The following is a 26,040-nucleotide window of genomic DNA, read 5'->3' as shown; positions in this document are numbered from 1 at the left end:
CTGCCTAGTCGGTGGCGGTCTCGACCGCCGCCACACCCGGAAGGTGTGGATGCGGCAGGTGCGGATGCGGCGCGTGCGGATGGGCGTGGTGTGGCCGGCTCGTGACCGCGTCGCGTTCGCGGCGGGCGAGGACGGCAACCAGCGTCGTCATCACGACGGCGAGCACCATCCAGACCGGCCAGGTGCCGAAACCCAGCCCGCCGGCGCTCTTGGGATAGTCGGCCCAGTCGGCGAACGAGGCGCCGAGCGGGCGGGTGATCACGTACGCGGACCAGAACGTGAAGATCGGGTTCGCGCCGAACCGGTAGGCGATGGCGGGAATCGCGATCACGCCGAGGAACATCAGGCCGGAGGAGAAGAACCCGAGCTTGAGATCGGTCGCGGTCCAGTCGCCGGTGGCGGTGCCGAGCGCGAAGGTGGCGAGCACCGTCGCCCAGTAGAAGCGCTCCCGCCGCCGGCTGTCGATCGTGTGGATCGACAGGGTGTGCTCGTTCACCCACCACCGCCAGAACACCAGCGCCAGCACGACCGCGTAGAACGCCGTCGTGTAGCCGTAGGGGATCCCCAGGAACTGGTGCAGCGAGTCGGCCCCCATCGTGCCGAACGTGGCGACCATCGCGATCGCGAACCAGTACGCCGCCGTCTGGTAGGCCCTGGTGCGGAACTGGATGCGCAGCGCGACGATCAGCGCCGCCAGCGAGGCGATGGCCCCCAGCGCCGGCCAGACCAGGCCGTTGCCGCCGTCGAGCCAGTCGGCGAGGGCCTCACCCATCGCGGTGCTCGTCACCTTGATCACCCAGAACAGCACTGTGATCTGCGGGACCTTCACGGCGAGCGGTGCCGGCGCGTCGCCTTCGAACACGGCGGACAGGGCGTGGGTCAGGCGGCGGCGCATCAGTGCGATTCCTCTCGGTGGTCGCTGCGTCGGGTCGGCCTCACTTGCCAGCCCCCAGTGCAGCAGTCGAATGGGCGGTCCAGTCGACGCCTACGTGAAGCACAAGAAAACCTGTGGTGACAGCGATCCCCGCGGTGAGCCCGATGACGGCGAGGCGAAGGGCTCCACCGGGCACGTGCTGACGGCCGCCGACGCGGCTCACGTGGCGCAACGCCGGAAGCACCCGCGCGAGCAGGTGCGGCCCGGCCAGCGAGATCCAGGCGATGGCGGCGATCTGGTGAAGGGTGAGCGGGCTGATGCCGAAACCCGCGACCGCCGTGAAAGGCTGGTGCGCCCCGCGGCCGATGAAGGCAAGGGCCAGGCCGGTCCCGAGCAGCGCGAGACTGCTGACGATGACGAGCGGCGCCAGGAGCCGAAGCGCCAGGGGTGGCTTCCCTGCCGAGACGTACGGGTGGCAGCCGCGGTAGAAGCGCGTCATGCGCCACCCGGTGGTCGCGAGCTTCAACAGCACCAGCGGCACGAGGACGCCGCCGACGAACAGGTGGACGCTGATCAGGCTGCCCAGGGCCAGCAGCGTGACGCCCTGCAGCGCCACCAGGCCGAGAATCAGCAAGCCGGTCCAGGCGGTCAGCCGCGCGTTGCCCGCCGGGTTCGCGTCCACGTTGTGACGCTAGGGACCGACCGGGCGGATCGTCGTCGGCCTCCCGGCGTATCTGGAGCACGCCGCCTACATCGCAGGTCTCATTCGCCGCTGGCCCGCAATGCCTACCGTTGATGCGTGGCGGGGAAGGACGATCAGGCGTCGATCGAGCGCGCCTGGCCGCTGGATGAGATGTGGGCGCCGCTCGCCCTCGTGCTGCGCTTCGCCGCCCGGCACCCGCTGCTGAGCAACCTCGCCGAGGTCCTCATCATCGACCTCGCCAGCGCGATCCCGCTCTTCGACGGCGACGAGAACCGCTGGTGGGTGTGGGTGCTCGACCAGCTGCTGATCGTGCCGCTGCTGGCGCGCCGGCGGGCGCCGAACTCCGTCTTCCTGGTGCTGAGCGCGCTCGCGTTCGTGCAGTGGCTCGCGCACGTGCCGCTCGCGGCGGACGTCAGTCTGCTCGTCGCGCTCTACACGGTTGCCGCTCGACGCAGCCGGCGGGAGGCCCTGGCCGCCTCCGCGATCCTCGAGGTCGGTGTCGTGTTGGCCTCGACCCGGTTCGTGCCCGCCAGCGACGGTCTCGCTGGCTCCTTGATCTTCCTTACCGGCCTGGTGACGGCGGCCCTGTTCGGCGGGGTGGCGTGGCGTAGCCACGTCGCTCACCTCGACGCGGTCGTGGACCGCGCGGCGCAGCTGGAGCGGGAACGCGATCAGCAGGCGCGCCTCGCGGTCATCGCGGAGCGCACCCGGATCGCCCGCGAGATGCACGACATCGTCGCGCACAGCCTGTCGGTCGTGGTCGCGCTCTCGGATGGCGCGGCGCTGACCAACCAGAGCGATCCGGCGGAGGCGACCGAGGCGATGCGGCAAGCCTCCGAGGTGGGCCGGCAGGCGCTGTCCGAGATGCGGCGCCTGCTCGGCGTGCTGCGCGACGACAGCGACGACGCGCCGTTGGCGCCGCAGCCCGGCCTGGCCGAGATCGGTGGTCTCATCGACCAGGTCCGCGCGGTCGGGCTGTCGGCCGACATCAGTACGGCGGGCGACCCGCGCCCGCTGCCGCCGACCGAGGACGCTGCGGCGTACCGGATCGTGCAGGAGAGCCTGACCAACGCGCTCAAGCATGCGAGGGAGGCCACCCGGGTCGACGTCGCGCTCGAGTGGACGGCCGGCCTGCTGCGGGTCGAGGTGTGTGACGACGGCAGGGGCAGTGAGCCCACCGGCGGCGCCGGTCACGGCCTGGTCGGGATGTCGGAACGCGTCGCGATCTTCGGCGGCGGGATCGAGGCGGGTCCGCTGCCCGGCCGGGGCTGGCGGGTGTCGGCGTGGCTTCCGCTGCCGGCCACGGCGCCGTGACGATCCGGGTCCTGATTGCCGACGACCAGCCGCTGATGCGGACCGGGTTCCGGATGATCCTGCACGCCACGGACGACATACGCGTCGTCGGCGAGGCCAGCGACGGCAGCGCGGCCGCGACGGCGGCGGCGGAGCTCGAGCCGGACGTCGTCTTGATGGACGTCCGCATGCCGGGGACGGACGGGATCGAAGGCACCCGCCGGATCGTCGCCGAGGTGCCGGGCAGTCGGGTCCTGATCCTCACGACGTTCGACCTCGACGAGTACGCCTTCACCGCGTTGCGCGCCGGGGCGAGCGGCTTCCTGCTCAAGGACGTCCCGCCGGACCAGCTGGTGGAGGCGATCCGGGCAGTGGCGTCCGGGGACGCGGTCGTCTCGCCGCGCGTCACGCGCCAGCTGTTGGACCGCTACGCCCCGTCGTTGCCGGCTGGCGCGGATGGGGGGCCGATGGTCCACCCGTTGCTGGCGAAGCTGACCGATCGCGAGGGAGAGGTACTGCTCGCGCTCGCGCGTGGCCTGTCCAACGCGGAGATCGCGGATCTGCTCGTGCTGTCGGAGAAGACCGTCAAGACGCACGTGACGCGGATCCTCGCCAAGCTCGGCCTGCGCGACCGGGTGCAAGCGGTGGTGCTGGCGTACGAGCAGAGGCTGGTGTTGCCGGGGATGCAGGAGGGGTGACGCGCCGGGGACGTTTTTCGGCTTACATTTGCCGCCCGGCTCCCGCGCTGGAGATGATGGGGCTCTTCCCCCCTATTGGCTGGGCCAAACGGCCACGCAGGAGGAGGTTCGGGGCGGTGCGTGAGTCAGCGATTCGCTTGAGCGACGCGCATCAGGTGGACGGCCCGATGTGGCGGATGCGCACCGAGGACGACGTCCGGGCCGCGGCGGTGATCGCCTGCATCACCGGTCCGGGTCACGACTGGATGTCCCGCTTCATGCGCCGGTCGCGTTGCCGCCGTTGTGGGGTCAGCAAGTAGCACTGCCGCGAGGGGTGGCGTGCTCAGCACACCAGGTCGTGGTCGACGCCGCGGCTGATCCACTGCGCCAGCAGTGCCCGGCCCCCGGTGATGGAGTGCGCCAGGCAGTTCTCGCTGGCGTGAGCGCGGCTGCCGGCTCCGCCGCCCCACACGGGGATCGTCGAGAACGACCGGGTGTCACCGGTGATCTCCCACCACCACACCGTCTCGGTGTAGATGCCGACCGCGACGTGTGGCTTCGAACGAAGTGCACGCAGCGCGCCCCTGATCACCGCGATGTTGGCGGCCACCCCCTTCGCGCCGTACCCCCAGGTGTTGTCGACCTCGACGTCGAGCCACCACCGGCCCGCCCCTGAGGCGCCGATCGACCGTACGTAGTCCCAGGCGTTCGCGGCCGCCTCGAACCCGTAGTCGTAGGCGCAGCCGACGTTGTACTTCGCGTGAGGCAGGCAGGTCTTCGGTCCGCCGAGGTTCCAGTGCGAGCTGCGGTGACCCGGGTCGGCGAGGTTCATGTAGTACTCGGGGCGGTAGGCCAGGCTGCTCGCCCAGGCGTACTCGGCGGCCAGGCAGGGCGAGGCGTAGTACGGCCGGCCCGCCGTGGTCGCGATGACTCCGAAGGCGGCGTTCGTCCCGAGCGTCGACGCGCACGAGGCGTCACCGACGTCGCGCCCGACGGCCCCGCTGACCGGGCCTCCTGACGGCACGCGGGCGAGTGTCGGTACGCCGGGCCCCGACCCGACCACACCGCCGATCAGAGCCGCCGCGATGACCCGCAGGATCGTCGACCACAACGTGAGCACGCCATCCGACGCTACCGCCGGCTACCGGGAGCACCCGGGGATGAGGTCGGTGGTGAGCAGGACGTGTCCGAGCGCGTTCCACGCATCGCCGTAGTACGTCGGGTATGCGGCGGCGACGCGGGCCGCGTCGTCCAGCAGGGCGTCGGCGGCGGTCTGCTGCCCCGCGGAGATCGCCGCCGCCGCCGCGGCGACCAGGCTCAGCGGCGAACGGTCGGAGTCCGCTGGCGCGCCGTCGAGGTTGCGGCTCAGTGCTCCGCTGTGTGCCGTGGGCGCGATCAGCCGCCACCATCGGGCGTCGAGGGCGTGGGTGGTTGTCGAGCATGCCGCCCACACGACGGCGCGCAACCCGTCGTCACCGGAGGCCGGTGGTGAGCCGGTCTGCGGTGCCGGCTCATCCGTCGCCGCGGTGCCGCCGCCGAGCCGTGCCCAGTCGGGCGGTAGCCGCCGGCCGCCGTCGGCGAGCTGCGCGAGGTGGGTGGCATCCGCGGCAGGCAGATCGTCCCAGCGATGGTCGTGGGTGAGGGCGGCGAGCGCGACGTCAGCGGGAAACGTCCAGTAGCCGGGTTCGACCCGGACTGGTGACCCAGGACGCATCGCCCACGGCCCCGCGGCGAGGGTCGGTCGGCCCTCGTCGTCGTAGCCGATCTCGGAGTTCGCAACCGCCGTCGCGACCCGGCGCGCCGCCGTCACGTCGCCGGGGACCGACCAGTGCTCACCGGCGAGGTCCAGCGCCCATGCGATCTGGGTGTCGGCGTCGGCCGCCGGTTCGCGGTCCGCGAGGTGTCCGCCCTGCCAGTGGTAGCCGAACAGGCCGTCGGGCTGCTGGAGGTGGATGCGGGTCCAGTGCCAGATCCGGGCGAACGTGGCGCGCTCGTCCGTCGCGAAGGCGAGCAGCAACGCATAACCCTGCCCTTCGCTGACCGTGTCGCCGCCCTGGTCGCGGCGGATGACCCGACCGGCCGGGTCGACGTAGTCGCTGAGGAACCGCTCGGCGTATCGGGTCGCTGCGGACTGCGCCGCCGACCCGTGCGCCTGCGCCGTACCGCCGCAGCCCGACAACACGGCCGCACCGGCGAGCGCGGCTGCGCCGGCTGCCGCGAGCAGCCCGGTGTGGCGGCGCCGCATCAGCTCGGGGCGTCGACCGTCGGCCGCTGGAACGCGCGGGTCGCCGTCTGGTCCGGGTCGCTGGGCTCGGCGGCGGCGGCTTCGACGACCTCCGCGGGAAGCACGTGGTCGGCAAGTCCGAGGGTGGCCAGCACTTCCTGCACCCGCCGCAGCTCGGCGACCACGGCGTCGCGACGCGTGGTCATGTCGGCGAGCTCCCGTTCGCAGCTGTCCCGTTCGGCCTCGCGGTGCCGGCCCGCTTCGGCCACCATCGCTTCGGCCTCCGAACGTGCTTGCGCTCGAACCGAGTCCGCCTCCTCGGTGGCCAGCCGCAGGATCTCGCTGATTCGCTCGCCGAGACCCTCGTACGGCTCGCCGGAGCGGCGCTGGTTGCGCCGGTCGATCGCCAGCCGCAGCTCGTCGGTGACGCGTTCGTTGCGTTCGATGAGGTCTGCCATCGCCGCTTCCGCGCGCTGAGCACGCTGTTCGGCGTCGGCAAGGAAGTCCCCGAGCCGGGCGACGTAGTCGTCGACCTGGCCACGGTCGTAGCCACGCATCGCCGGAGCGAACTCGGGAGACCCGGGGTTCGGTCCGTGAACGTCGAGCTTGGGCAGGACGGGGGTCGTCATGTGGCTCTCCTCGCTGTCGGAGTCGTCGCTGGGAGGACGCGGTAGATGGCGATCCGATCCGGGCCGGTGCCGAAGCTCGCGACCTGTCGGGAGTGCGCGAGCGCGCGGCGCGCCAGTTCGTATCGCGGCGCCGGGCTCTGCCGGAGCCCGGCGCGGATGATGGGGCTGGACACGACGTAGCCGAAGTCGCGGTAGTCGTGGATTCGCCGGCGTACCGACGGATCGAGGTTGTCGACGTAGTCGAGCTTGTAGAACCAGATGACCTGGTTCTGCGGGAAGTCGTGGGTCACCAGGTCGGCCCACATCGTGTCGTCGACGAGCACGTCACTGCCGAAGCCGCCCGTTCTGGCGTCGATCGCGGGCCGGGCGTTCGTCTCGAGCCAGTGCTCCGCGTCGACGGTCGGGGTGGTCTGGTCGACCGCCGCGAGCGCCGAGTCGCCGTGCAGCCACTGCGGCACGGTCGTCGCGGCGAGCGCGACCGAGGCCGCGATCACGACGCCACGCCCCGCGAGCCGCAGGCGCCGCTCCCGCCCCGCGTTGGGACGGATCGGGACCGGTGGCCGGTCGCGCAACGCCGTCCAGCCCGCATCCGCGGCTGCGGCGGCGGCAAGCGCGGCGAACGGCAGCAGCGCGATGACGTACGGCTGGGGCAGATAGCCCGGGCGAAGACCCGCCACGAGCAGCACCACCACCACGGCGCCGACCGCTCGCAGCCGTCGCACCGCAAGACAACCGGCCGCGCCGATCACGCCCAGCAGCAGCAGCCAGCCGTCGAGGGACAGCCACTGGTCGAGCAGGATCCGCGAGGCGCTGCCCGCACTCAGTGCGCTGCCGGTCGAAGGGCGGGACAAGAACTGCCATTTCAGCGCTTGGACCAGCGAGACGTGGCCAGGGCCGGGCAGCAGCTCGCCGCGCAGCACTGCCATCAGCGGGTAGAGCAGCGCGACCAGGATCCCCGACGCGCACAACCCGACGAGGCAGAAGGATCGGGTCCGCCGGTCGGTGTGCTGCCAGGCGAGCAGCAGCATGCCGGGCAGGAGCAGGATCATCGTCTCCTTGCTCAGCACGCCGACCGCGAACAGTGCGCCGGCCGCGGTGTGAGCCCACAGGGAACGCCGCGGCGTCGCGACGAGGACGAAGGCGGCAAGCACCCAGGGGAGCGCGATGTTGTCGAGGTAGACCATCCGCGAGTACCCGACGGCAAGGGGCGAGAGCGCCCACATCCCGACGGCGACGGCCGACCACAGTCGGCGTACCTCGAGCCGTCGGGCCAGCACGTAGATGAGCCCGGCGTCGACGACCGCGTACCCGACCATCATCTTGCGGACCGCGATGACGTGCAGGCCGGCGGAGTGGAAGGTCCCCGTGAGCCAGGTGTAGGCGGCGATCTGGATCCAGCCGAACGGCGGATGGTCGTACCAGTAGGTGTACGGCGCGAGGCTGTGCTTGACCTGGACCGCCCAGGCCTCCGCGACGTAGGTCCCCTCGTCGTCGGCCAGAGCCGGGCCGTGCGCCAGCCCCCACAGCCGGACCGCCGCGACGACGACCAGGAGCGGTACGACGATCGCCAGGCTCTTGCGATGGCGCCACAGCCACGCCTGCAATCGGGCGCGGCTGCTGCGCCAGCTGCCGATCGGGTCGCGCGGCGGATCGACCGGAAGCGCGAGCTTGCGGCGCTGTTCGGGTGAGAAAGCGAGCAGGTCGGCGCTCATGACGCGGCTGCGGCCGAGCTGGCCAGGTGGGCGCCGCTGTGGGCGGTTTTCTCCCAGCCACGGTCGCCGGTCGACTCGCGGACGACCGCACGCAACGCGGCGTAGCCGAGCAGCAGTTGGTAGACCGGCGTCCCGACGACGAGCGTCAGATAGTCACGGATCCGGGCGCGCACGTAGTACGCGCGGCAGAACTCGCGGAGCCCGGCGATCTCGAAGCAGATCATGGCGACGGTCGGGATCGCGGGGACGAAGGTCGTGAGCGCCACGACCAACGGCACCCGGGCGAACAGCGCGAAGGCGATGGACGCCGGCACGCAGATCCCCGCGAACGCCTGCAAGAACGGCTGGGCCAGCGTGAAGCGCGCGAGCAGGCGCTGCCGGCCGGTTGGCAGCTCGCGCCAGATGCCCTTGCGCAGCACCTGAAGGAAACCCTGGTTCCAGCGGGTGCGCTGCTTCACGAGGGCGGTCATCGAGTGCGGCGTCTCTTCCCGGGTCACCAGGTGCGGGTCGTACGCAACCGCGATCCGGGCGCCGAGCGCCGACAGCCGCACGCCGAGCTCACAGTCCTCGGCGAGGCAGTCCTCGTCCCAGCCGCCCACCGCCTTCAGCAGGTCCGCGCGGACGAACACCGTGTTGCCGCCCAGCGGGATGAACCCATGACGGGCGTGCAGGTGCAGACGAGAGCGGAACCAGAAGAAGTACTCGAGGCAGTTGCGCAGCGAGAACCACGACGAGCGGAAGTCGAGCAGCTGGACGCCGCCCTGTACGACGTGGGCGTCCTCCCGGCGGAAGGCCGTGTCCACCACGCGCAGCAGCCGCGGGTCGACGTCGTCCTCTGCGTCGAACACGCCGATCACGCTGCCCCGGCAGTGGGGCAGCGCCGTGTTGAGCGCCTTCGGCTTGTTCTTCGGCTCGTTGTGGTCGACGACGACGCTGATCAGACCGCCGGAGCGCGCCGCCGCCGCTCGCGCGACCTGCTCCGTCGCCGGGTCGTCGTGGCCGACGATGGCGATCACCTCGAAGTCCGGATGAGCGAGCTGGGTCAGCCGGTTCAGCGTGTTCGCGAGCACGGCTTCCTCGTGGCGAGCCGGCACGAGCAACGAGAACGACAGCCGCGGCGGGTCCGGGCGTCTTTCGAACTCGGTGTCGCTCATGGCCAGCGGCGTACGCCAGGCGTGCAGCATCCACCAGACCGTCGCCGCCGCGACGCTGGTGAGGGTGGCGGAGATGACAAGGAGCAGCGCCGAGAGCAGAAGGGGCACGATTCCTAGGTCGCCCCGAGGCGCCAGCCGAAACGCGCGCCGTCGGCGGCGGTAACCCGAGTGACGAACCAAGTCACCGGGTCACCGCTCACCCTCGGATGGGTCAACCCGGCCCGGGACCGCCGTGCTTCTTGGCTTGTCCGGGCGGCACGTGAGCCGGCGGGGGCGGTGCGGGCTGGGGATGGCCGGCCGGCGCCTGCGGCTTGGCCGCGACGTGCCTGGCCGGCGCCGGCGTGCGGGAGACCTCGACCGTCACCTTTGTGCCGCGCGGTACGTGACCGGTGGGGGCGAGCCCGACGACGGTCTGCCGGGCGCCGTGGCCGGCGAAGTGCGGGACTGGTACCAGCCCGAGCCGGTGGAGTTCGCGGCGCACCTTGGCCCAGTCGTGGCCGAGGTACCGGAACGGTCGGACGTCGGGTCCGCTCGCTGCGATGTGGTGGGCGGTGTCGGTCGCGGCGGGAGCGCCCGTGACCGACGCGGCGGTGGGCGGCGCGCCGTTCGGACCGCCTACGATCGCCGCCACGATGAGGAGCAGGGCCGCCAGGCCGCCGGCGGGCAGCAGCACGCCGGGCCGGATGGCCGCGGACCGGCTGTCCCGGAAGTCGTGGCCGCGCACCCAGTCGTGGCGGGTGAGCACCCGGGTCCTGATCGGCCTGGTGATGCCGGGGTCCGCCGCGGCGGCGGCCACGACGGGCATCGGCGCCGTCTCCGGCAGGGGACCGTTGTCGGACAGTGCCGCGACGACCTCCGCAGCGCGCGGCCGGTCCGCAGGCGCCTTGGCGAGCATGCGCGTGACCAGGCTTGCCAGCGCCGAAGGGACCGTCGGCGGCAGCGGCGGCACGGGTTCGCGCAGGTGGGCGAGCGCCACGGCGACATCGGACGCGGCGTCGAACGGCACGGCGCCGGACAGGCACTGGAAGGCGACGACGCCGAGGGAGTACACGTCGCTCGCGGCTGTTGCACCCCGGCCGTCGGCCTGTTCCGGGGAGATGTAGCGCGCCGTACCGAGGATGAGGTCGGTCGCGGTCAACGCGACGGCGTCAGCGGCGCGCGCGATCCCGAAGTCGAGCACGGTGACCGCCCCGGCCCCGTCGACCATCAGGTTCGCCGGCTTGATGTCGCGGTGAATGATGCCCTGCTCGTGCGCGGCGGCTAGGGCTGACGCGGTCTGCTGGATGATCGAGGTCGTCAGCGCCACTGACAGCGGGCCATCGTTCAGCACGCTGGACAGCGGCCGACCCTCGACGAGCTCCATCACGATGAACGCGTCACACCCGCCGTCCGGCGCCGGTGACTCGCAGACGTCGTGCAGCCGGACGACGTGCGGACTGCGGATCGCGGCGGTGGCGCGCGCTTCCAGGCGCAGCCGCTGGCGAAACGTCGGGTCGTCGGCGTACTCAGGGCGAATGAGCTTGATGGCGACGTCTCGCCCGAGCCGCTCGTCACGGGCACGCCAGACCACGCCCATGCCACCGGTCGCGATGCGCTCGGTGAGCTGGTAGCGATCCGCGAGCCGATCCCGCGTTGCCGAAGTCACGAAACTCCTTCTGCTGGCTGGCGCAATGCCTACCCGGCTGACTGGCTGGCTAACGATTCGGTGTCGGTGAAGTCGGGCAAATCCCCTGACGTGACGGCGGGGACTCTCAGAACGCAGTCGGGCGCCGAGGCGGAGCTGCGCGACGGTCTCACGGTGGGGCGCGCCGCTGACGCGGCGCTGCGCATCGAGGACGACTCGGTCAGCCGCGAGCACGCCGTCGTCCGCCGCGCCCAGACGTCGTGGACGATCAGCGACTGCGGCAGCCGCAACGGGACGATGCTCAACGGGACTCGGATCCCGATGTTCGTCGACTGCCCGTTGCGCGACGGCGACCGGCTGGAGTTCGGGGCTGTGGCGGCCACCGTCGTGCTGACGGCTGACGAGGTCGTCGACGAGACGAAGGCGATGTCGCTGAGCAGTGTCCGCGATGCGGTCGCCGCCGCGGACAGCCTCTCGCCCTACCAGCTCCAGGTGGTCCGCTGCCTTGCCGAGCCGTGGGTGCGCGGCAGTGAGCCGGCGACGAATGCCGAGATCGCGGCGGCGTTGGGAACGCCGCTCGCGGTCGACGCCATCAAGGCGGCGCTTCGCCGCGCGTACGTCAAGACCGGGCTGGCCGACGTGCCGACACACACCAAACGCCGGGAGCTGTGCCGGGTGGCTCAGGACCGCCGTTGGCTCTAGGGCGAACCGGCCGTGGTCAGGCCTCGGATCGGCGTGCCATCGCCGCCGCCGCGCCGACAAGGACGACCGTCCCCGCGATCTCCACGACCGTGGTCCACTGCGTCTCCCACGAGCTGAAGCCGGGGATGGCGAAGCCGAACAACCCGCCGTGGTGGTACTTCGCGATGAGGAAGCCGATGAACGTGCCGGCCAGCAGGGCGGCGTTCGCGAGGACGGCAAGGAGGTTGCGCATCACCAGCAGCGCCACGGCGCCGACGAAGCACAGGATCCACTGGACGAGGAACAAGGCGTTCATGTGGCCGGTCGTGATGTGCCGGTAGAAGTGGTCCCAGAGGTAGAGGTGGATCGCTCCTGAGGCGACGGTCAACCCGGCGGCGAGTGCGCAGAGCGCGAGGACCGGCGTCGAGCGGTGGGCAGCGAACACGTCAGCTCCCTGATGGGATTCGAAGGAACGGCTGGATGAGCTGGTTGCCGACCAGCCGGAAGTAGCGGGGGTGGTCGGTTGCTTGTTCGACCGCGACCGGGCGCCCGGCCAGCCCCGTCGGGGGGACCGGCGCGTCCAGGTCAGGGAAGATCGCGCGTCCGGACATCCGATCCCACCAGGTGAAGATGGTGCCGAGGTTGACGTCGAGCCGGCCCGACGTGCGGTGGTGCACGCGGTGGTAGGTCGGGCTGATGATCGCGCTTCCCAGCCGTCCGTAGCTCCAGCGCACGTTGGCGTGGGGGAGCGCCCCGAAGCAGGCGAACGCGGTGAGCAGCTCCGCCGGGGTGGCGGCGTTGCCGGCGAGGACGAGGACGGGGACAGCGGTGATGATGAAGCCGAAGTGGACCAGCGGACTCGTCCGGAACGTCGTCAGGATCGACAGCTCCTCCTGCGAGTGGTGCACCTCGTGCAGCCGCCACAGCGCGTTGAGGCGATGGCTTCCGTAGTGGGCGAGCCAGTCGAAGGCGTCGATGCCGATGATGGCGAGAACCACGAACAGCGCCCGCGGCACCGCGGGCACCCGCGGGATGACCAGCCACGGTGCGTGCCGCGCCAGCAACGAGGAGAAGCCGGTACCCGCCAGGACCATGATCGGCACGCCGATCAGAGCGTGTACGCCGAAATACATCGCGTCGACGACGTGGCCGCGGGCCAGTGCAGCCCGCGGCTGGGCGGGCCAGCGCCGTTCGATGGCGAAGACGACGAGCACGAAGCCGAGGACCACCGGACCGGCGAGCTGGAACTCCGCCGTACGCACCTGGCGCAGCGGGCCCCAGGGGGCGAGGGCCCGCCAGCCTTCGTGGCACAGCCAGGCGGTGAGGGCGGCCACGACGACGGTCGGCAGGTAGATGCCGCGCAGCCAGGTCGCCCGGGGCAAGCCGAGCGCGCGGGGCGCGACCAGCTGCTCCGTTGCCATACCCGACCTCACGTCGACGACGGCCTGCCGGTTCACCTGAACCGCGACGCGGCTGCGTCGCGAAGCGGGACGCCCGTCAGGCGGCGCGGAACAGCCGCACGTCTCCGCTGACCGTCTTGCCGCGTACGACGACGGTCGGGCCGGTCGCCGCGCCACGGGATCCGGACAGCGGCACCTCGGAGCTGAGGGTCCCGGACGCGGTGACCGCGTCGACGTCCACGTTCGTCCCGTGAGCGATGCCGACCTCCACGTCGCCGGAGACGCTCTGCACGTCCACGCGGCCGTCGCGCACCGACCCGATGCTGACGTGGCCGGAGACCGACTTGGCGGACACGGATCCGCCGACGGCCTCTGCGATGACGTTGCCCGACACGCTGTGGGCGGTCAGGTCGCCACCGACCTTCGCCAGCCGCACGTGGCTGCTGACCGTCTTGACGGTGGCGTCGCCGACGATCTCCCCGCCGGCTCGGAACTCGCCGGCCGCCGACTGGGCGCTGACCCGGTCGAACGTTCCGTCCAGAACCGTCTCGCCCGCTGCGCTGGCCAGCTCCAGCCGGCTGCGGTGCGGCACGGTCACTCGCACCCGCACCGGTTCGCCGTGGCGATGGCTGAAGCCGCCGAACAGCTTGCGTTGCATCTGGACCGCGATCCGGTCGCCGTCCTGCTCGATGCTCATCGCGTCGAGCACACGTTGCGGGCCCGCGATCTCGACCGTGGACTCGGCGGCGTCGACGCTGGTGACCTCGATGTCGCCGTAGTGCAGTCGCACCGTCAGCCGCACCGGGCCGGTCGTGGAAAACGTCTTGTCGATCATGGATTCGCCTTTCAGGTCTAGGCGCGGCCGTAGCCGGTCAGCCGCCGGCTGCCGGTGGCTGCGGGTCTGGGTTCCACGGCCTTCGTGAGGGTCTGGACGAGCCAGGTGTTGACGGAGACGCCGGCCCCCGACGCCGCCTCGTCGAGCTGCGCTTTCAGCCGCTCCGGCAGTCGCAGGGTGATGCGGGCGTCGAAGGCCTCGTCGGTCGCCGGCTCCGCGGTGGTGATCGCCGGTACGTAGACGAGCTCTGGTTCGCTGCCGACGATGCGGACTTCCACCCCACCGTCGGGCAGCTGCCCCGACAGCTCGAGGGCGGCCTCGCCCAGCGCCTCTTGCAGCCGCCGAGCCAGCGCGGGCTCGAGGGCGAACCCGAGAAGCTCAGCGGCTCGCACCATGGCCTCGTCGCCGCCGACCGCGGCGATGCGGTCGAGATCCTCCCGGATCAGCTGGACATAGCCGTCGATCTGCATGACGACACTTTGACATCAAAGTGATGTCATCGTCAAGTCACACTGGCGTCAACGGCGTCACATCGTCAACCGAGGCCGGTGGTTCCTGGCGAAGGTAACGACGGCGGCGGCGACGGGTGCCGCTCGTTGCCGAACACGTCGGAGCCGAACGGCCACAGCCCGGGCTGTGCCGCGAAGCCCAGGTGGCCCTTGCCGTCGAGACCGCCCGACACCGATCCCGCGGTGAGCGGCGTCGTGTCATTGCCGGCGGCAACGTCGAAGATGTCCTCCATCGTGCGCAGCCAGCTGTAGTGGTTGTAGTGGACCGTGCTGCTCGTGTTGGCCTTGACCGCCGGACCGATCAACAGGCTGCCGACGCGTCCTCCGCCCGGCGTCGGGTTGAACGGGTCGAACAGCGGGTCGGCGGTCCTGCCGTCGGCGACGGCGCCGGGGGCGAGGCCGCCCTGCTCGCCCGAGAGGATGATCTGGGTTGCGCGACCGGTGAGCACGATCGGCTTACCGGTCGAGTCGACGAGCTGGAACGAGCCCTGGACGACCGGACCGGCCGGCGACGTGGGAAACAGCGGCCCGGTGTCGGTGACCGGACCGACGAAGGCAGTCGTGGTGCCCAACGGGCTGGGCGAGTCGACGGTGTCGGTCACGACGCGGCCGACATCCTTCGCGGTGATCGCGTCGTCGCTGATCGTCGACGATCCGGGCTCGCCGTCGACGGAGTGCGTCGCCGGCCCGGGCGAGGTGGTGCGGTCGATGAACGCGTTGTCGCCCGGGCCCGGGTAGAGCTGGTAGCCGGTGGCCGGGTCACGCGCCAGCGGGGTCATCGGTCCGGTCGGTTCGTAGCGGTGGTTGCGCCCGGCGATGTTCTCCCCGGCCAGGTCTGCCGCTTCGCCTTGCGAGTAGTTGGGCTGGTCGCCCGCGGTGCGCTTGAAGGCGTTCGCGTTGTTGAAGCTGTTCCCGCTGTAGGTGAACGGCGGGGTCGCTTCGTCGAAGGTGATGTCGATCAGCCCGCCGTCGGCAAAGGCGGGCGATGCCTCGATGAGCGGGATGTAGTACTCGAGGAACAGGTCGGTGGCGAACAGTCCGCCGGTGTAGTTCACCGGGGTGGTCGTCTCCGGTTGGTACTGCGAGGCGCCTGCGGGCGCGTAGTTCGGCGCCCCGTCGATCGTGAAGGCGCCCGAGAGGTTGTTGCCCTGGCAGACCTGGTCGTGGCCGTCGCTGCACGCGTCCGGGCTGATCCACGAGAACGCCGGGGTCGTCGACTCCTGCTGCAGGTCGTGTTCGAGGCCGGAGCTGGGACTGTCCAGATTGGCGATGTGGTTGCCGTCGCAGTTGGTGCCGCCGTTGGACGGTTCGTTGAGCGGTGGGTACGACGTACCGCCTGCGGTCCCACCGGTCAGCGAGTGGAACCAGGGGAACGGGAAGTGGCTTGCGACGTACTCGTCGTTCGGCTGCGCGGCCGTGAAGCTCGTGACGTCCCCGGAAGGGGCGGCGAGATCGGTCGGATCGGTGTCGGGGTTGTTCGAAGCGCCGCCGGGGTAGCCGCACCCGGTCACCTGCTCGCGGTCCGCGACGTTGCCGAGGTCCTGCGCGTAGCCCTTCCAGGTCACGCCGGCCGCGTTCAGCTGGTTGAACAGCGTGGGCACGTCGAGGGGATAGACGCAGCCGTTCGTGGTGGCGGCCGCGGACGTCTCTGGCGCGTTCGGCCCGGGCTTGGAGATCACTTGGCCGTAGTTGACCCCTGGGGTGGTCACGATGCCGTCGCGCCCCGAGTCGTCGATCCCGTTGTCCGACCCGATGTCGCTCGCCGGGCCGGCACAGTCGTTCTGGGTGTCCGGTTGCGGTGCCTGGCCGGACACCAGCGAGATGTAGTCATCCATCGCGAAGTGACCGGTGGCGTAGTAGTCCTTCACGAGGACGCCCTGCGCCCGCAGCGTCTTGGACAGGTAGGTGTTGTCGTTCAGTCCGGTGAACGCCGCAGCGAAGGACTTGTCGGAGAGCACGATCATCCAGACGTGCTTGATCTCTCCCGGTGACAGGCCGGTGGTCGTGACGGTCGCCGCCGCGTCCGACGCCGGGACGACGGCGAGCGAGGTGGCGAGCGCGCCGGCGAGGACGGCGAGCGCGGCAATCACACGCCGAAGCGCGGGGCGATGCATCTGGGATCTTCCCGTCCTACGTCAGGTGAACAGACCTCTGGCGTACCAGTCTCGCCGGTCGGCGACGCCGGGGAGTGCGAAGAAGTAGCCGCCACCCACCGGGGACACGTAGTCGACCATCGGCTCGCCCACCAGACGCGCCTGTACCGCTTCGAACTGGGTGCGGACGTTGCGCTGGAAGCAGTTGAACACCAACCCGACGTCGAGGTTGCCGTTGAGGTCGACGCCGCGGTCGTAGTTGTACCCGCGTCGCAGGATGCGGGAGTACTCGGTCGCCGCCGTCCGCGGGTTCGCCAGCCGGATGTGGGCGTCGAGCGGGATCACTGCGCCGTTCGGGTCATCCCGGTAGTTGGGGACGTCCGTCTCCGATGTGCCGTCCAGCGGCGCGCCACTGATCCGGTTGCGCCCGATCATTCCTTGCTGTTCTTCGAGGCCGACGCGGTCCCAGAACTCGATGAACTGCTTGATGATCCGGATGACGTGATAGCTGCCGCCGGCCGCCCAAGCCGGCTCGTTGCCGTCGGCTTGCGTCCAGAGCAACGCCTTTGCGACTGCCGCGTCCGCGACGTCCGGGTTGGCGATTCCGTCTTTGAACCCGAAGTGGTTGCGCGGTACGCCGGAGGGCCGCGGCGGTGAGATGAAGCCGTCGATCCGCCACCGCAGCTGCATGCCGCCACGGGTGTGCTTGGCGATGTCGCGCAGTGCGTGCAGCGCGGTGTCCTGGCTTCCCGCGCAGATCTGCAGGAGCAGGTCGCCGCCGGTCTGGGCGGGGTCCAGGTCGTCGTTCGGGAACGGACGCATCGGGGTGAGGTGCACCGGCTTGCGGCCCGCGATGCCGTAACGGCTGTCGAACAGCGAGGGGCCGAACCCGACGGTGACCGTGAGACCGTCAGCGGGCAGCTTCGGTCCGAGCGTGCCGCTGTCGGATGGCGGAGCGTTCCTGCCCAGGTTGTGCGGACGACCCCCGGTGGTGAGCAGCCGGGCCCGGTCGGTCAGCGTCTTCAGCAGGTCGACGAGATCCGCCCGGCGCTCGGCCGTCACGTCGAAGGCGGCGAAGCACGCGGCCGGCGGCGGCGGTGTGGTGATGCCGGCCTGGTGGGGTCCGTGGAACGGCACCGCGGCCATCGTCGCGGCCGGGCCACCCAGCCGGTTGTAGTCGGGCGTGCCGTCGCTTTCCAGGTTCGGGCCACCGATCGGCAGCGGGTTCGCCGAGCCTTCCCGCCTGAGGTTGAAGCCCGCAGCGAGCGCTCCGAGCCCGGATCCGGCGAGGAAGTGGCGTCGGTCGAGCGCCATCAGCCCTCCAGCAGCTCGGGGATGACCGCCAACGTCTCATCGGCGGCGCCCGCGGCGGAGTTCACCCGTTCGCGCTCCGAGCGAGGGAGCGCGCGAATCGCGACCCAGTGCCCGCCGCGTTTCCCGTGCGCGGCAACGGTGGCGAGCCGGTTCAGCTGCCGGCGCGCCCTTGCGACCAGGCCGGGCGAGCGCGCGTCGATCTTCGGCGCCAGCAGCGTCAGTACTTCGCGGGTGGCGTCGACGTCAGCAATGACGCTCGCCAGAGCGGTGCCGCTGCCGTACTCGTCGTCACCGCTGAGGGTGTCGCGCACCGCGTCTTCGACGATTTCGTGGCTGCGCAGCACGAAGTCGTTCACCCCAGTCGGGTCGGAAGCGATCGCACGGGCGAGCGAAAGTCGCGAAAGCTGCCGGACGTAGCCCTCGAGGCGAACCGCGTCGGCGTGTGCCGCGCTCACGTTGTGGCCGCGCCACAGGTCGACCTCGATGCGATGAAAGCCCGTGAAGGAGGGGTCGTGGACGCCACGGGCATGACCGGCCGCCGTACCGTCGATGTGCTGACCGAGCTCGCCGAACACTCCGTAGGCGCTGTCGTCCTGTCCGATCCGAAGCCAGGTGAGCCGCGCGGTCAGCCAAGCGTCCTTCGCGGCGGCGGCGTCGTGCCCGGCCAGATCGCCGGCCAGCCGCGCGACCTCCGGGACGAGCTCGTCGATCCGCGCGTGGACGTAACGCCGGTATTTCGCGAGCGCCGGAAACAGCTGGTTCGCCGGCAGCGGTGCGTACGGGTGCTTGGCGGCAGTGTGGTCCGCGCCGGGACCGGCCGACGCCAGCGGCGCGCCAACGGCGGCGAAGGTCGTACTGAAGGTCGCGCTCGCCGTGAGGACAACTGCGGCCAAACGCGCCTTCACGAGCGCTGACCATACGACACAATCCGAGGCCGTGAAGGCGATCCGGCTGGCCGTCCTCGTCGCGCTCGCAGCCGCCGTCGGACTGGCTCCCCGTGCGGTCGCCGGCCCGGAAGCGACCGCGGCCGGTCCCGCGAACGCGATCCGAGCCGGCCACGCCCGGTTCGAGGTGCTGACCCCCACGATGGTGCGGCTCGAGTACTCGCCGGACGGCCGCTTCGAGAACGCCCCGACGATGGTCGCGCAGGACCGGACGCCGATCGGCGCCTACACCTCCTCGGTCTCGGGTGGCGTCCTCACCATCCGGACGGCCGCGCTCGTCCTGCGCTACCGCATCGCCGGTGGCCAGCTGTCCCCGTCCGACCTGTCCATCGTCCCGAAAGCCGGCGGTTGGGCTGCCCGACCGTCCTGGTCGGACCCGGCCGGCCGCGGCAACCTCGGCGGCTGGGTCCGCGGTCTGGACGACGACGCCGGGCCGGTGCCGCTCCATCCGGGTCTGCTCACCCGCGCCGGCTGGTACCTGCTCGACGACACCACCGATGCGCTGCTCACCGCGAGGCCACCGGGCTACGCGACGCGACCGCTCCAGGCGGACTACCAGGACGGCTACTTCTTCGGCTACGGGCACGACTATGCCCGCGGCCTGTCGGACCTACGGACGCTGAGCGGGCCGGCGCCCTTGCTGCCGCGCTCGGCGTTCGGCGTCTGGTTCTCGCGCTACTTCCCTTACTCCGCCGCCGACTACAAGACGCTGCTCGCGCAGTTCCGCCGGAACCGGGTCCCGCTCGACACGCTGTCGATCGACACCGACTGGAAGCGGCAGCTCAGCCCGCTGGCGCCGGTCCTGGCGGGCGCGGTCGTGGGCAGTGGCCGGGCGTTCTCCTGGAACGGCTGGGAGTGGAACCGGTCGCTGTTCCCGCATCCCGCGCAGTTCCTTCGGTGGCTGCACCGGCAAGGCGTCGACGTGGCGCTCAACATCCATCCGTCGATCGACAGCACCGACCCGAAGTACGCCGCGACGGTGGCACGGACCGGTCCGCTGAAGATCGATCCCGGCTGCACGCTCACCCAGATCGACCCGCTCGGGCAGTGCCACGTGTTCGACCTGACCCAGCAGCGCCAGATCGCCGCCTACCTCGGGTTGCAGGCCGCTGTGCTCGCCGACGGTGTCGACGAGTGGTGGCTGGACTGGTGCTGCGACGCGACCGTGGCCGGCGTCGGCGGCCTGACGCCGGACACCTGGTTCAACTCCCTCGAAACCGGCCAGCTGGGCAAGCGTGGCGACCGGTGGCTGGTGCTGTCGCGGGTGGGCGGATCGCATCAAGGCGATGATCCGGTCGCCGGCCCGGGGCCCGGCATCTTCGCCGAGCACCGTTACGCCATCCACTTCACGGGTGACACCTGTGCCACCTGGGCGATGCTCGGGTTCGAAGCGAAGTTGACCACTGAAGAGGGCAACGTCGGTCTGCCGTACGTGTCCGACGACATCGGCAGCTTCAACGGCGCGCCGGTGCACAAGATGTGCGGAGCGACCGCCGGCGGATCCGGAGCCGTCGACAACCCGACGATGTACGCGCGCTGGGTGCAGCTCGGAGCGTTCCAGCCGATCCTGCGGCTGCACTCGAACCACGGCGCCCGGCTGCCGTGGGAGTACCCGCAGCCGGCCCGCCGCGCCGCCGCCGACGCGTTGCGGCTGCGCGAGCAGCTGGTCCCGTACCTCTATACCGTCGCGCGCGAGGCCTATGACAGCGGGTTGCCGATCGACCGGGCGCTCTATCTGAGCTGGCCGAACGCCCCCGCCGCCTACCGGCACCCGGGCGAGTACACGGTCGGCAGCGACGTCCTGGTCCGTCCGGTGAGCGCCGCGGGTGACCCGGCGCAGGCGACGGTCTGGTTCCCGCCCGGCAGGTGGGTCGACTACTTCAGCGGGCGGACGTTCACCGGACCGTCGACCCGCCGCCTGTCGGTGCCGCTCGACCGGATCCCGATCTTCGTCCGCGACGGCGCGACGATCGTCACTCAACCGCCCGCGACGCACACCCCGGAGGGTCCGCGCGACCGTCTCGTGCTGACGACGTACGGCGGTGCGGAGTGGTCCACGTCGCTCTACGACGACGCCGGGTCCGGCTTCGGCTACCAGCACGGCGCCTACACCTGGACGCCGGTCACGCACGACGTCGTCGGCCGCCGGCAGTCGTTGACGATCGGCCCGGCCGAGGGTGGCTTCACGGGCGAGCTCGGCCATCGGGCGTGGACCGTCGAGTTCCGCGACATCGCGCCGCCGAGCCGGGTGACGGTCGACGGCCAACTGGTGCCGTGGCGCTACGTGCCGGTCACTCGCACTCTCACGCTTCGTACGGGGGAGCACAGCACGTCGCAACCGCTGCGGGTGGTGGTGACCCCTAGGCGGGGGCGCTCGTCCTGACCGAGTCGGCCGGCTCGTAGGCCAGGATCGAATGGTCGTAACCGCGCAGCGTCACCTCGGCCGCGACCTTCCAGCAGCTGCGTTCGGTCCCGGCGCGGGTGATGACTTCCTCGCTGGCGAGCACCCGGCCGAGTCGCTGCTTGGCCTCGGTGGTCAGGCGCGACGCTTCGTTGACCGGCGAGCCCATCACCGTGTACTCGTAACGCTGCTCGGCGCCGACGTTGCCCGCGACCGCGGTCCCCGCGGACACCCCGATTGCGGCGTCGAGCGCGGGCTCGACCATGGACAGTGCCAGCAGCTCGCGGCGCAAGGTGCGTGCCGCACGAAGCGCATGTTGGGCGTAGTCGTCGGTCGACGCCGGAGCGCCGAAGACGCACAGCGCGCCGTCGCCTTCGAACTTGTTGACCCAGCCGCCCTCGTCGCTGACCACTCTGACGATCGTGGCGAACAGCCGGTTCAGGATCGCGACGACCTGTTCCGGGGCGCGGGTCTGGGCGAGCTGCGTCGATCCGATCACGTCGACGAACACCACGCCGACCTCGCGCCGCTCGCCACCGAGCGCGACGGTTCCCTGTGCCAACGCGCGGCGAGCGACCTCGTCCCCGACGTGACGGCCGAACAGGTCGTGCAAGGTCGCGCGCTCGCGAAGCCCGGCGACCATGCGGTTGAAGCCCGCCTGCACCATGCCGACCTCGCCGCCGTCGTTGACCGGAAGGCTGACATCGAGCTGCCCGCGCCCGACCCGGTCGACCGCGTCGCGCAGGTCGAGCAGCGGCGTCATGAGCGATCGGCTCACCTCATAGAGCATCAAGGTGCCGACCGCGAAGCCGGCGGCGATGATGAAGCCGATGTCGAGGCGGCTCGGCGGTTGGTTGCCGGGCCGGCCGAGCACGGTGAGCGCGATCAGGAGCAGGAAGACGTCGGCGCCGACCATCCAGGCGAGGACCAGCTTGGTTCGTACGCCGGGCCCGATCGGTCGCTCGGGGGCGTCGCCGGCCAGGGCGAGCGCAACCGCAGGCCGCATCGTCCACTCGACGATCAGATAGGTCAGCCCACAGGTCGTGAACCCGCCGAGCAGGATCGACAGCGACAGGCACACCGTGAAGCGCCACGGGTGGTGGCCGGACGCGGCAAGCGCGCCCCACACCACGGCCGCGGTCACCCAGACGTACAAGCTGCCGCGAGCGACTCGCCAGGGGAACCACAGCACCATCCGCTGGTCCCGCACGGTTGCCTGCCGGCCGGACATGAGCCAGTCCAGCGACCGGCGCAATCCCTCCTTGCACTGCGAGTAGCCCAGCGGGGTGCTCACCGCGAAGAAAAGCGCGAACACGATGAAGTCGCTGGGCTGGACGCCGCGCTGACCGCGGATGCCCGCGGCGGTGAGCGCGCCGGAGACGAACGCGAGTACCGCGCCGATGAGGTTCGCCAGTGGCACGCGGACCCGCAACCGCTGGATCAGGCTGTGCTTCAGCTCACCGGCAGACGTGCTCGGCACCGTCATGGGTGAAGCGTAGGAACGCGGTGACCCGCTGCGCTACGAGATGTGAGCGGGCTCACGTTGTCCCGCGGCGATCGCGGTGCAGTTGCGGCCGCGGCCTTTCGCGGCGTACAGCGCCTGGTCGGCCTGCCGGGCGGCCTCGACGCCGCCGCCGTCACCGACCCCTGCGATACCCGCCGAGAAGGTGACCCCGGGATGGTGCACGGCCCAGCGGTCGCGCAGCCGTTGTACGACGACGGCGGCATCGGCCGGGGTGGTTGCCGGGAGCAGCACCAGGATCTCCTCGCCGCCGTAGCGGACCGCCACGTCCTGGACGCGCAGCGACGCGCGGACCGCCTGGCCCAGGTCGGCAAGGGTCCGGTCGCCTGCGGCGTGACCCCGGTCGTCGTTGAGCTGCTTGAAGTGGTCGATGTCGAGGAACGCGATCGCATCGCCGGCCCGGGCGCCGCCGAGCAGGTCGTCGAGGCCGTGCCGGTTGAGCAGCCCGGTGAGCGCGTCACGCGTCGCCTGCACGGCGAGCAGACCCTTGTCGCGATCCCGTTCGGCGCTGAACCGGCTCAACAGCTCGGCGAGCAGGATCCACAAGCTCACGGCGACCGGCAATCGGGCGACGACGTCGTGGGTGATGGGCCGGTTCAGCTCGAGCCAGCCCGCGGCGGCCAGCGGCACGAGCGCGAGTCCGGTCCACGGCGGTTGGGTGAGCCCGATGTAGACGAAGGCGAGCACGAACAGCCCGCCGAGTGCAGGAGCGAGTCCGGTCGTGAGGATGCCAGCGATCCCGAGCCCCACCAGTCCCGCGATCACCGGCCAGAGCTGGGCGAACCGTGATCTGGTGCCGAACGCGACGACGCCGCCGAGCGTCAAGGCGGTGCACACGGCAGCGGACGCGACCAACCTCCCGATCTCGTGGACGCCCGGAGCGAGGATGCCGAGGGAGACGGCGGAGATGACGACGCCGGCGGCGAAGAACTCGAACCACAGCCGCAGATGGCGCGCCGACCGCCACAGCTCCTTCACCCTTCGAGTGTCGGCTGTTCGCGACCGTCGCTGGACGCGGCACCCGGCGTCAGATTTCGGGTGATTCCCGGACAACCCCGCGCCGACGGGCATCGGCGGGCCGCTGTCTAGCTCCGGAAGTGGCCGACCACCTCGCCGGCCACGAGCTGGAGGGTGTCGGTGCTGGCGCGGTCGTGGGTCATGAACACGAACGACGAGAACCCCCGGTCGACGAGCTGACCGACGCGATCGACGATCGCGTCCGGTGTGCCGATGAACCCGCCGTCGTCGAGTCCGAACCCGGGGCCGCCGAAGCGGCGTCGCCCGACCTCGATCGCGGCGTCCAGGCCGTCGGCGGCGGCGGTGACCAGGACCGCCTCGACCGATCGCGTGATCTCGGCGGGATCCCGGCCGATCCGCTCGCACTCGGCGTCGAGGACGGCGCTGAGCTCGTCGAGCTTGTCGAGGGCGTACGTCGGGACGTTCCACACGTCGGCGTAGCGGGCGACCAGGGGCAGCGTCAGCTTCGGTCCGGCACCGCCGATGTGGATCGGTGGCCGCGGCTGCTGGACCGCAGCGGGCAGGTTCGGCAGGTCGTCGACGGTGTAGTGCTTGCCGGCGAACGAGGTGCGCGGCGAGGCGAACATCCGGGTGATGATCTCCAGCGCCTCGCCGAGCCGTTCCGAGCGCTCCGCGGTCGTACCCCAGGCCAGGCCCGCCTGGTGATGCTCTGCTTCGTACGAGCCGCTGCCGATCCCGAACTCGACCCGTCCCCCCGAGAGCACGTCGAGGCTGGTCGCCATCTTGGCGAGCACAGCGGGGTGGCGGAAGTTGTTGCAGCTGACCAGATGCCCGACCCGCAGTGTCGTCGTCTTGGCGAGCAGCACGCTGGCGAGGGTCCAGGCCTCGTAGGCATCGGCATCCGGGAAGCCTGGCCCGTAGAGATGGTCGAACAGCCACAGCGCGTGGAAGCCGAGCCGCTCGCAGTCCAGGGCTCGCTCAACCAAGTCGTCGGGGCTCATCGCCAGCTGGGGGACGTAGATCCCGAACGTCACGGTGCTGATGACGGCCATCCTTGCGCCGTAGGCATCGGCTGTGCCGTCGGGTCCAGGTCCGGGTCCAGCTCCACGCCGAGTCCGTTGAACACCATGGCGAGGCAGGAGTAGGTCCCGACGACGAACAGCAGCTCGATCACGGCTCTCGCGTCCAGCGCCTCAGTCAGCCGTTGCCAGGTCGCATCGTCGACCCGATGAGTGGTCAGCAGCAGCTCGGTCGCCTCCAGGACGTCGGCTTCGAGGCTCGACCATCCGGGGTCGGTCCCGTCGACGATGGCCTCGACCTCCCGCTCGGTCACGCCGTAGCGCTGCGAGAGCTTCACGTGCTGGACCCACTCATAAGGGGCTCGGGTGTGCCACGCCACCCGGAGCACGGCGAGCTCGCGAAGCCGCGGGTCGAGGACCGGCTCCCAGAGCAGCTGACCGTTGAAGTTGAGGAAGGCCGCCGCGAGCTGCGGATGGTGCAGCATGCTGCTGATCCCGTTGGCCAGCCGCGGCGCGTCGGGTTCGGCTGACAGGAAGCGTTCCGCCGCGGCCGCCGGCATCGCGGCGCGCACCGCGGCGGCCTCGGCCTCGCCCCACTGGTCCTTGGGGACCGGCTCGAGCCGGGGCATCAGAGGTACCAGCCGCCGTTGACGTTGAGGGCTTGGCCGGTGATGTAGCCGGCCTCCTCGGAGCACAGGAAGACCGCTGCCGCGGCGATGTCCTGCGGCGTGCCGGCGCGGCGTACCGGCGTCTGCTTCGCAATCAGGTTCACGTCGGGCAGGTCGCCCTTGTCCTCGGCGCGGCGCACCATCGGGGTGTCGATGAAGCCGGGCGGGATCGTGTTGACGGTGATGCCTTCAGGGGCGAGCTCGACCGCCAGGGCCTTCGTGATGCCGATGACCCCACCCTTCGAGGCGACGTAGTGGGCCATCCGTTTCGCCCCGCTCTGCGCGCTCGACGAGGAGATCGTCACGATGCGGCCCCACTGACCGGCGAGCATGTCCGGGACCGCCGCCTGGAGGCAGTGAAACGTGCCGGTGAGGTTGACCGCGATCATGCGCTCCCACTGCGCGGCGCTGATGTCGGTGAACGAGCAGAACTCGTCCAGGCCCGCGCTCGTCACGAGGATCTCGATGGGGCCGAGCTGGTCGCGGACCGACTGGTAGGCCGCGTCGACCGCGGCCCGGTCGGCGACGTCGGCGGCAAGCCCGATCGCTCGGCCGCCGTCGGCCACGATCGCGGCGGCTGCGGCTTGCGCCGCCTCGCCCGAGAGGTCGACGACCGCCACCCGGTCCCCACGCGCGGCCAGCTGCCGGGAGATCTCCAAGCCCATGCCGGACGCGCCGCCCGTAACCACCGCAACCCTGCTCAACGACGTTCCTTCCGTTCGAGTGCGCAGCCGAGTATCGCCTAGACCCGGCGGTCTGCAATAGCGACTCTCGCTACTGAGAACG

At 71.0% G+C, this 26,040-nt stretch carries 25 protein-coding genes; 5 read left to right on the top strand and 20 right to left on the bottom strand.

What is annotated here, in order from left to right:
* Positions 1-4: 4 nt before the first annotated feature.
* Positions 5-895 carry a hypothetical protein gene (locus VG899_00830; GenBank protein HWA64897.1) on the bottom strand — a complete coding sequence of 297 codons (891 nt, stop codon included), beginning with the start codon at positions 893-895 and terminating at the stop codon, positions 5-7.
* 40 nt (positions 896-935) lie between these two features.
* The gene (locus VG899_00825; protein ID HWA64896.1) at positions 936-1,556 is read right to left on the bottom strand and encodes a hypothetical protein; all 621 of its coding nucleotides are present in this window, start codon (positions 1,554-1,556) and stop codon (positions 936-938) included.
* Positions 1,557-1,673: 117 nt separating this feature from the next.
* On the opposite strand from VG899_00825, the gene VG899_00820 reads away from it, so the two are divergent.
* From VG899_00820 to VG899_00810, 3 genes are all read left to right on the top strand, one after another.
* On the top strand, positions 1,674-2,891 hold the full coding sequence (locus VG899_00820) for a sensor histidine kinase (GenBank protein ID HWA64895.1): 1,218 nt from the start codon (positions 1,674-1,676) through the stop codon (positions 2,889-2,891).
* Complete coding sequence (locus VG899_00815; protein HWA64894.1) at positions 2,888-3,568, top strand: response regulator transcription factor; 681 nt, start codon at positions 2,888-2,890, stop codon at positions 3,566-3,568. Before VG899_00820 ends, VG899_00815 begins: the two co-directional genes overlap by 4 nt.
* A 137-nt stretch (positions 3,569-3,705) precedes the next feature.
* Positions 3,706-3,867, top strand: a complete 162-nt coding sequence (locus VG899_00810) for a hypothetical protein (GenBank protein HWA64893.1) — start codon at positions 3,706-3,708, stop codon at positions 3,865-3,867.
* Between the two features lie 23 nt (positions 3,868-3,890).
* Here VG899_00810 and VG899_00805 read toward each other — a convergent pair whose 3' ends face one another.
* The 6 genes from VG899_00805 to VG899_00780 all read right to left on the bottom strand — a co-directional run bounded on the left by VG899_00805 (position 3,891) and on the right by VG899_00780 (position 10,911).
* Positions 3,891-4,667, bottom strand: a complete 777-nt coding sequence (locus VG899_00805) for a hypothetical protein (GenBank protein ID HWA64892.1) — start codon at positions 4,665-4,667, stop codon at positions 3,891-3,893.
* A gap of 21 nt (positions 4,668-4,688) precedes the next feature.
* The gene (locus VG899_00800; protein ID HWA64891.1) at positions 4,689-5,792 is read right to left on the bottom strand and encodes a glycosyl hydrolase family 8; all 1,104 of its coding nucleotides are present in this window, start codon (positions 5,790-5,792) and stop codon (positions 4,689-4,691) included.
* Positions 5,792-6,400, bottom strand: a complete 609-nt coding sequence (locus tag VG899_00795; GenBank protein ID HWA64890.1) for a DivIVA domain-containing protein — start codon at positions 6,398-6,400, stop codon at positions 5,792-5,794. Before VG899_00795 ends, VG899_00800 begins: the two co-directional genes overlap by 1 nt.
* Positions 6,397-8,112, bottom strand: coding sequence for a glycosyltransferase family 39 protein (locus tag VG899_00790; protein HWA64889.1), 1,716 nt, complete (start codon positions 8,110-8,112; stop codon positions 6,397-6,399). The genes VG899_00795 and VG899_00790 overlap by 4 nt, the downstream gene beginning before the upstream one ends.
* The gene (locus tag VG899_00785; protein HWA64888.1) at positions 8,109-9,374 is read right to left on the bottom strand and encodes a glycosyltransferase; all 1,266 of its coding nucleotides are present in this window, start codon (positions 9,372-9,374) and stop codon (positions 8,109-8,111) included. Before VG899_00785 ends, VG899_00790 begins: the two co-directional genes overlap by 4 nt.
* Positions 9,375-9,477: 103 nt before the next feature.
* Positions 9,478-10,911: a serine/threonine-protein kinase gene (locus tag VG899_00780; GenBank protein HWA64887.1), complete on the bottom strand. Its 1,434-nt coding sequence runs from the start codon at positions 10,909-10,911 to the stop codon at positions 9,478-9,480.
* A 90-nt stretch (positions 10,912-11,001) separates the two neighbouring features.
* Here VG899_00780 and VG899_00775 point away from each other — a divergent pair, with 90 nt between their 5' ends.
* The gene (locus VG899_00775) at positions 11,002-11,592 is read left to right on the top strand and encodes an FHA domain-containing protein (protein ID HWA64886.1); all 591 of its coding nucleotides are present in this window, start codon (positions 11,002-11,004) and stop codon (positions 11,590-11,592) included.
* Positions 11,593-11,608: 16 nt separating this feature from the next.
* Here the strand turns inward: VG899_00775 and VG899_00770 are convergent, their stop codons facing one another.
* The 7 genes from VG899_00770 to VG899_00740 all read right to left on the bottom strand — a co-directional run bounded on the left by VG899_00770 (position 11,609) and on the right by VG899_00740 (position 18,627).
* A complete protein-coding gene (locus VG899_00770; GenBank protein ID HWA64885.1) occupies positions 11,609-12,016 on the bottom strand; it encodes a hypothetical protein in 408 nt (135 codons plus the stop codon).
* A gap of 1 nt (position 12,017) precedes the next feature.
* Entirely contained in the window at positions 12,018-12,992 is a 975-nt protein-coding gene (locus tag VG899_00765; GenBank protein ID HWA64884.1) for a sterol desaturase family protein, read from the bottom strand.
* A 76-nt stretch (positions 12,993-13,068) separates the two neighbouring features.
* Complete coding sequence (locus VG899_00760; protein ID HWA64883.1) at positions 13,069-13,806, bottom strand: DUF4097 family beta strand repeat-containing protein; 738 nt, start codon at positions 13,804-13,806, stop codon at positions 13,069-13,071.
* 17 nt (positions 13,807-13,823) lie between these two features.
* Complete coding sequence (locus VG899_00755; GenBank protein ID HWA64882.1) at positions 13,824-14,276, bottom strand: toxin-antitoxin system HicB family antitoxin; 453 nt, start codon at positions 14,274-14,276, stop codon at positions 13,824-13,826.
* 65 nt (positions 14,277-14,341) lie between these two features.
* The gene (locus VG899_00750; protein ID HWA64881.1) at positions 14,342-16,429 is read right to left on the bottom strand and encodes a hypothetical protein; all 2,088 of its coding nucleotides are present in this window, start codon (positions 16,427-16,429) and stop codon (positions 14,342-14,344) included.
* A 21-nt stretch (positions 16,430-16,450) separates the two neighbouring features.
* A complete protein-coding gene (locus tag VG899_00745; protein ID HWA64880.1) occupies positions 16,451-17,722 on the bottom strand; it encodes a Dyp-type peroxidase in 1,272 nt (423 codons plus the stop codon).
* Entirely contained in the window at positions 17,722-18,627 is a 906-nt protein-coding gene (locus tag VG899_00740) for an EfeM/EfeO family lipoprotein (protein ID HWA64879.1), read from the bottom strand. The genes VG899_00745 and VG899_00740 overlap by 1 nt, the downstream gene beginning before the upstream one ends.
* Positions 18,628-18,658: 31 nt before the next feature.
* Here VG899_00740 and VG899_00735 point away from each other — a divergent pair, with 31 nt between their 5' ends.
* On the top strand, positions 18,659-21,049 hold the full coding sequence (locus tag VG899_00735; GenBank protein ID HWA64878.1) for a TIM-barrel domain-containing protein: 2,391 nt from the start codon (positions 18,659-18,661) through the stop codon (positions 21,047-21,049).
* On the opposite strand, the gene VG899_00730 is transcribed toward VG899_00735, so the two are convergent.
* From VG899_00730 to VG899_00710, 5 genes are all read right to left on the bottom strand, one after another.
* Positions 21,027-22,553, bottom strand: coding sequence for an adenylate/guanylate cyclase domain-containing protein (locus VG899_00730; protein HWA64877.1), 1,527 nt, complete (start codon positions 22,551-22,553; stop codon positions 21,027-21,029). The two genes, VG899_00735 and VG899_00730, sit on opposite strands and share 23 nt — an antisense overlap.
* Before the next feature lie 33 nt (positions 22,554-22,586).
* Entirely contained in the window at positions 22,587-23,567 is a 981-nt protein-coding gene (locus VG899_00725) for a GGDEF domain-containing protein (protein ID HWA64876.1), read from the bottom strand.
* Between the two features lie 107 nt (positions 23,568-23,674).
* Positions 23,675-24,619 carry an LLM class flavin-dependent oxidoreductase gene (locus VG899_00720; protein HWA64875.1) on the bottom strand — a complete coding sequence of 315 codons (945 nt, stop codon included), beginning with the start codon at positions 24,617-24,619 and terminating at the stop codon, positions 23,675-23,677.
* Positions 24,598-25,215 (bottom strand): carboxymuconolactone decarboxylase family protein, encoded by a 618-nt coding sequence (locus VG899_00715; protein HWA64874.1) that lies wholly within the window; start codon positions 25,213-25,215, stop codon positions 24,598-24,600. The genes VG899_00720 and VG899_00715 overlap by 22 nt, the downstream gene beginning before the upstream one ends.
* On the bottom strand, positions 25,215-25,958 hold the full coding sequence (locus VG899_00710) for an SDR family NAD(P)-dependent oxidoreductase (GenBank protein ID HWA64873.1): 744 nt from the start codon (positions 25,956-25,958) through the stop codon (positions 25,215-25,217). The genes VG899_00715 and VG899_00710 overlap by 1 nt, the downstream gene beginning before the upstream one ends.
* Positions 25,959-26,040: the final 82 nt, after the last annotated feature.

The organism is Mycobacteriales bacterium (genome assembly GCA_035550055.1).
Classification (GTDB): Bacteria; Actinomycetota; Actinomycetes; order JAFAQI01; family JAFAQI01; genus DASZTV01.
The sequence above is the reverse complement of the archived record's forward strand: the minus strand, read 5'-3'. Positions and strand labels throughout refer to the sequence as shown.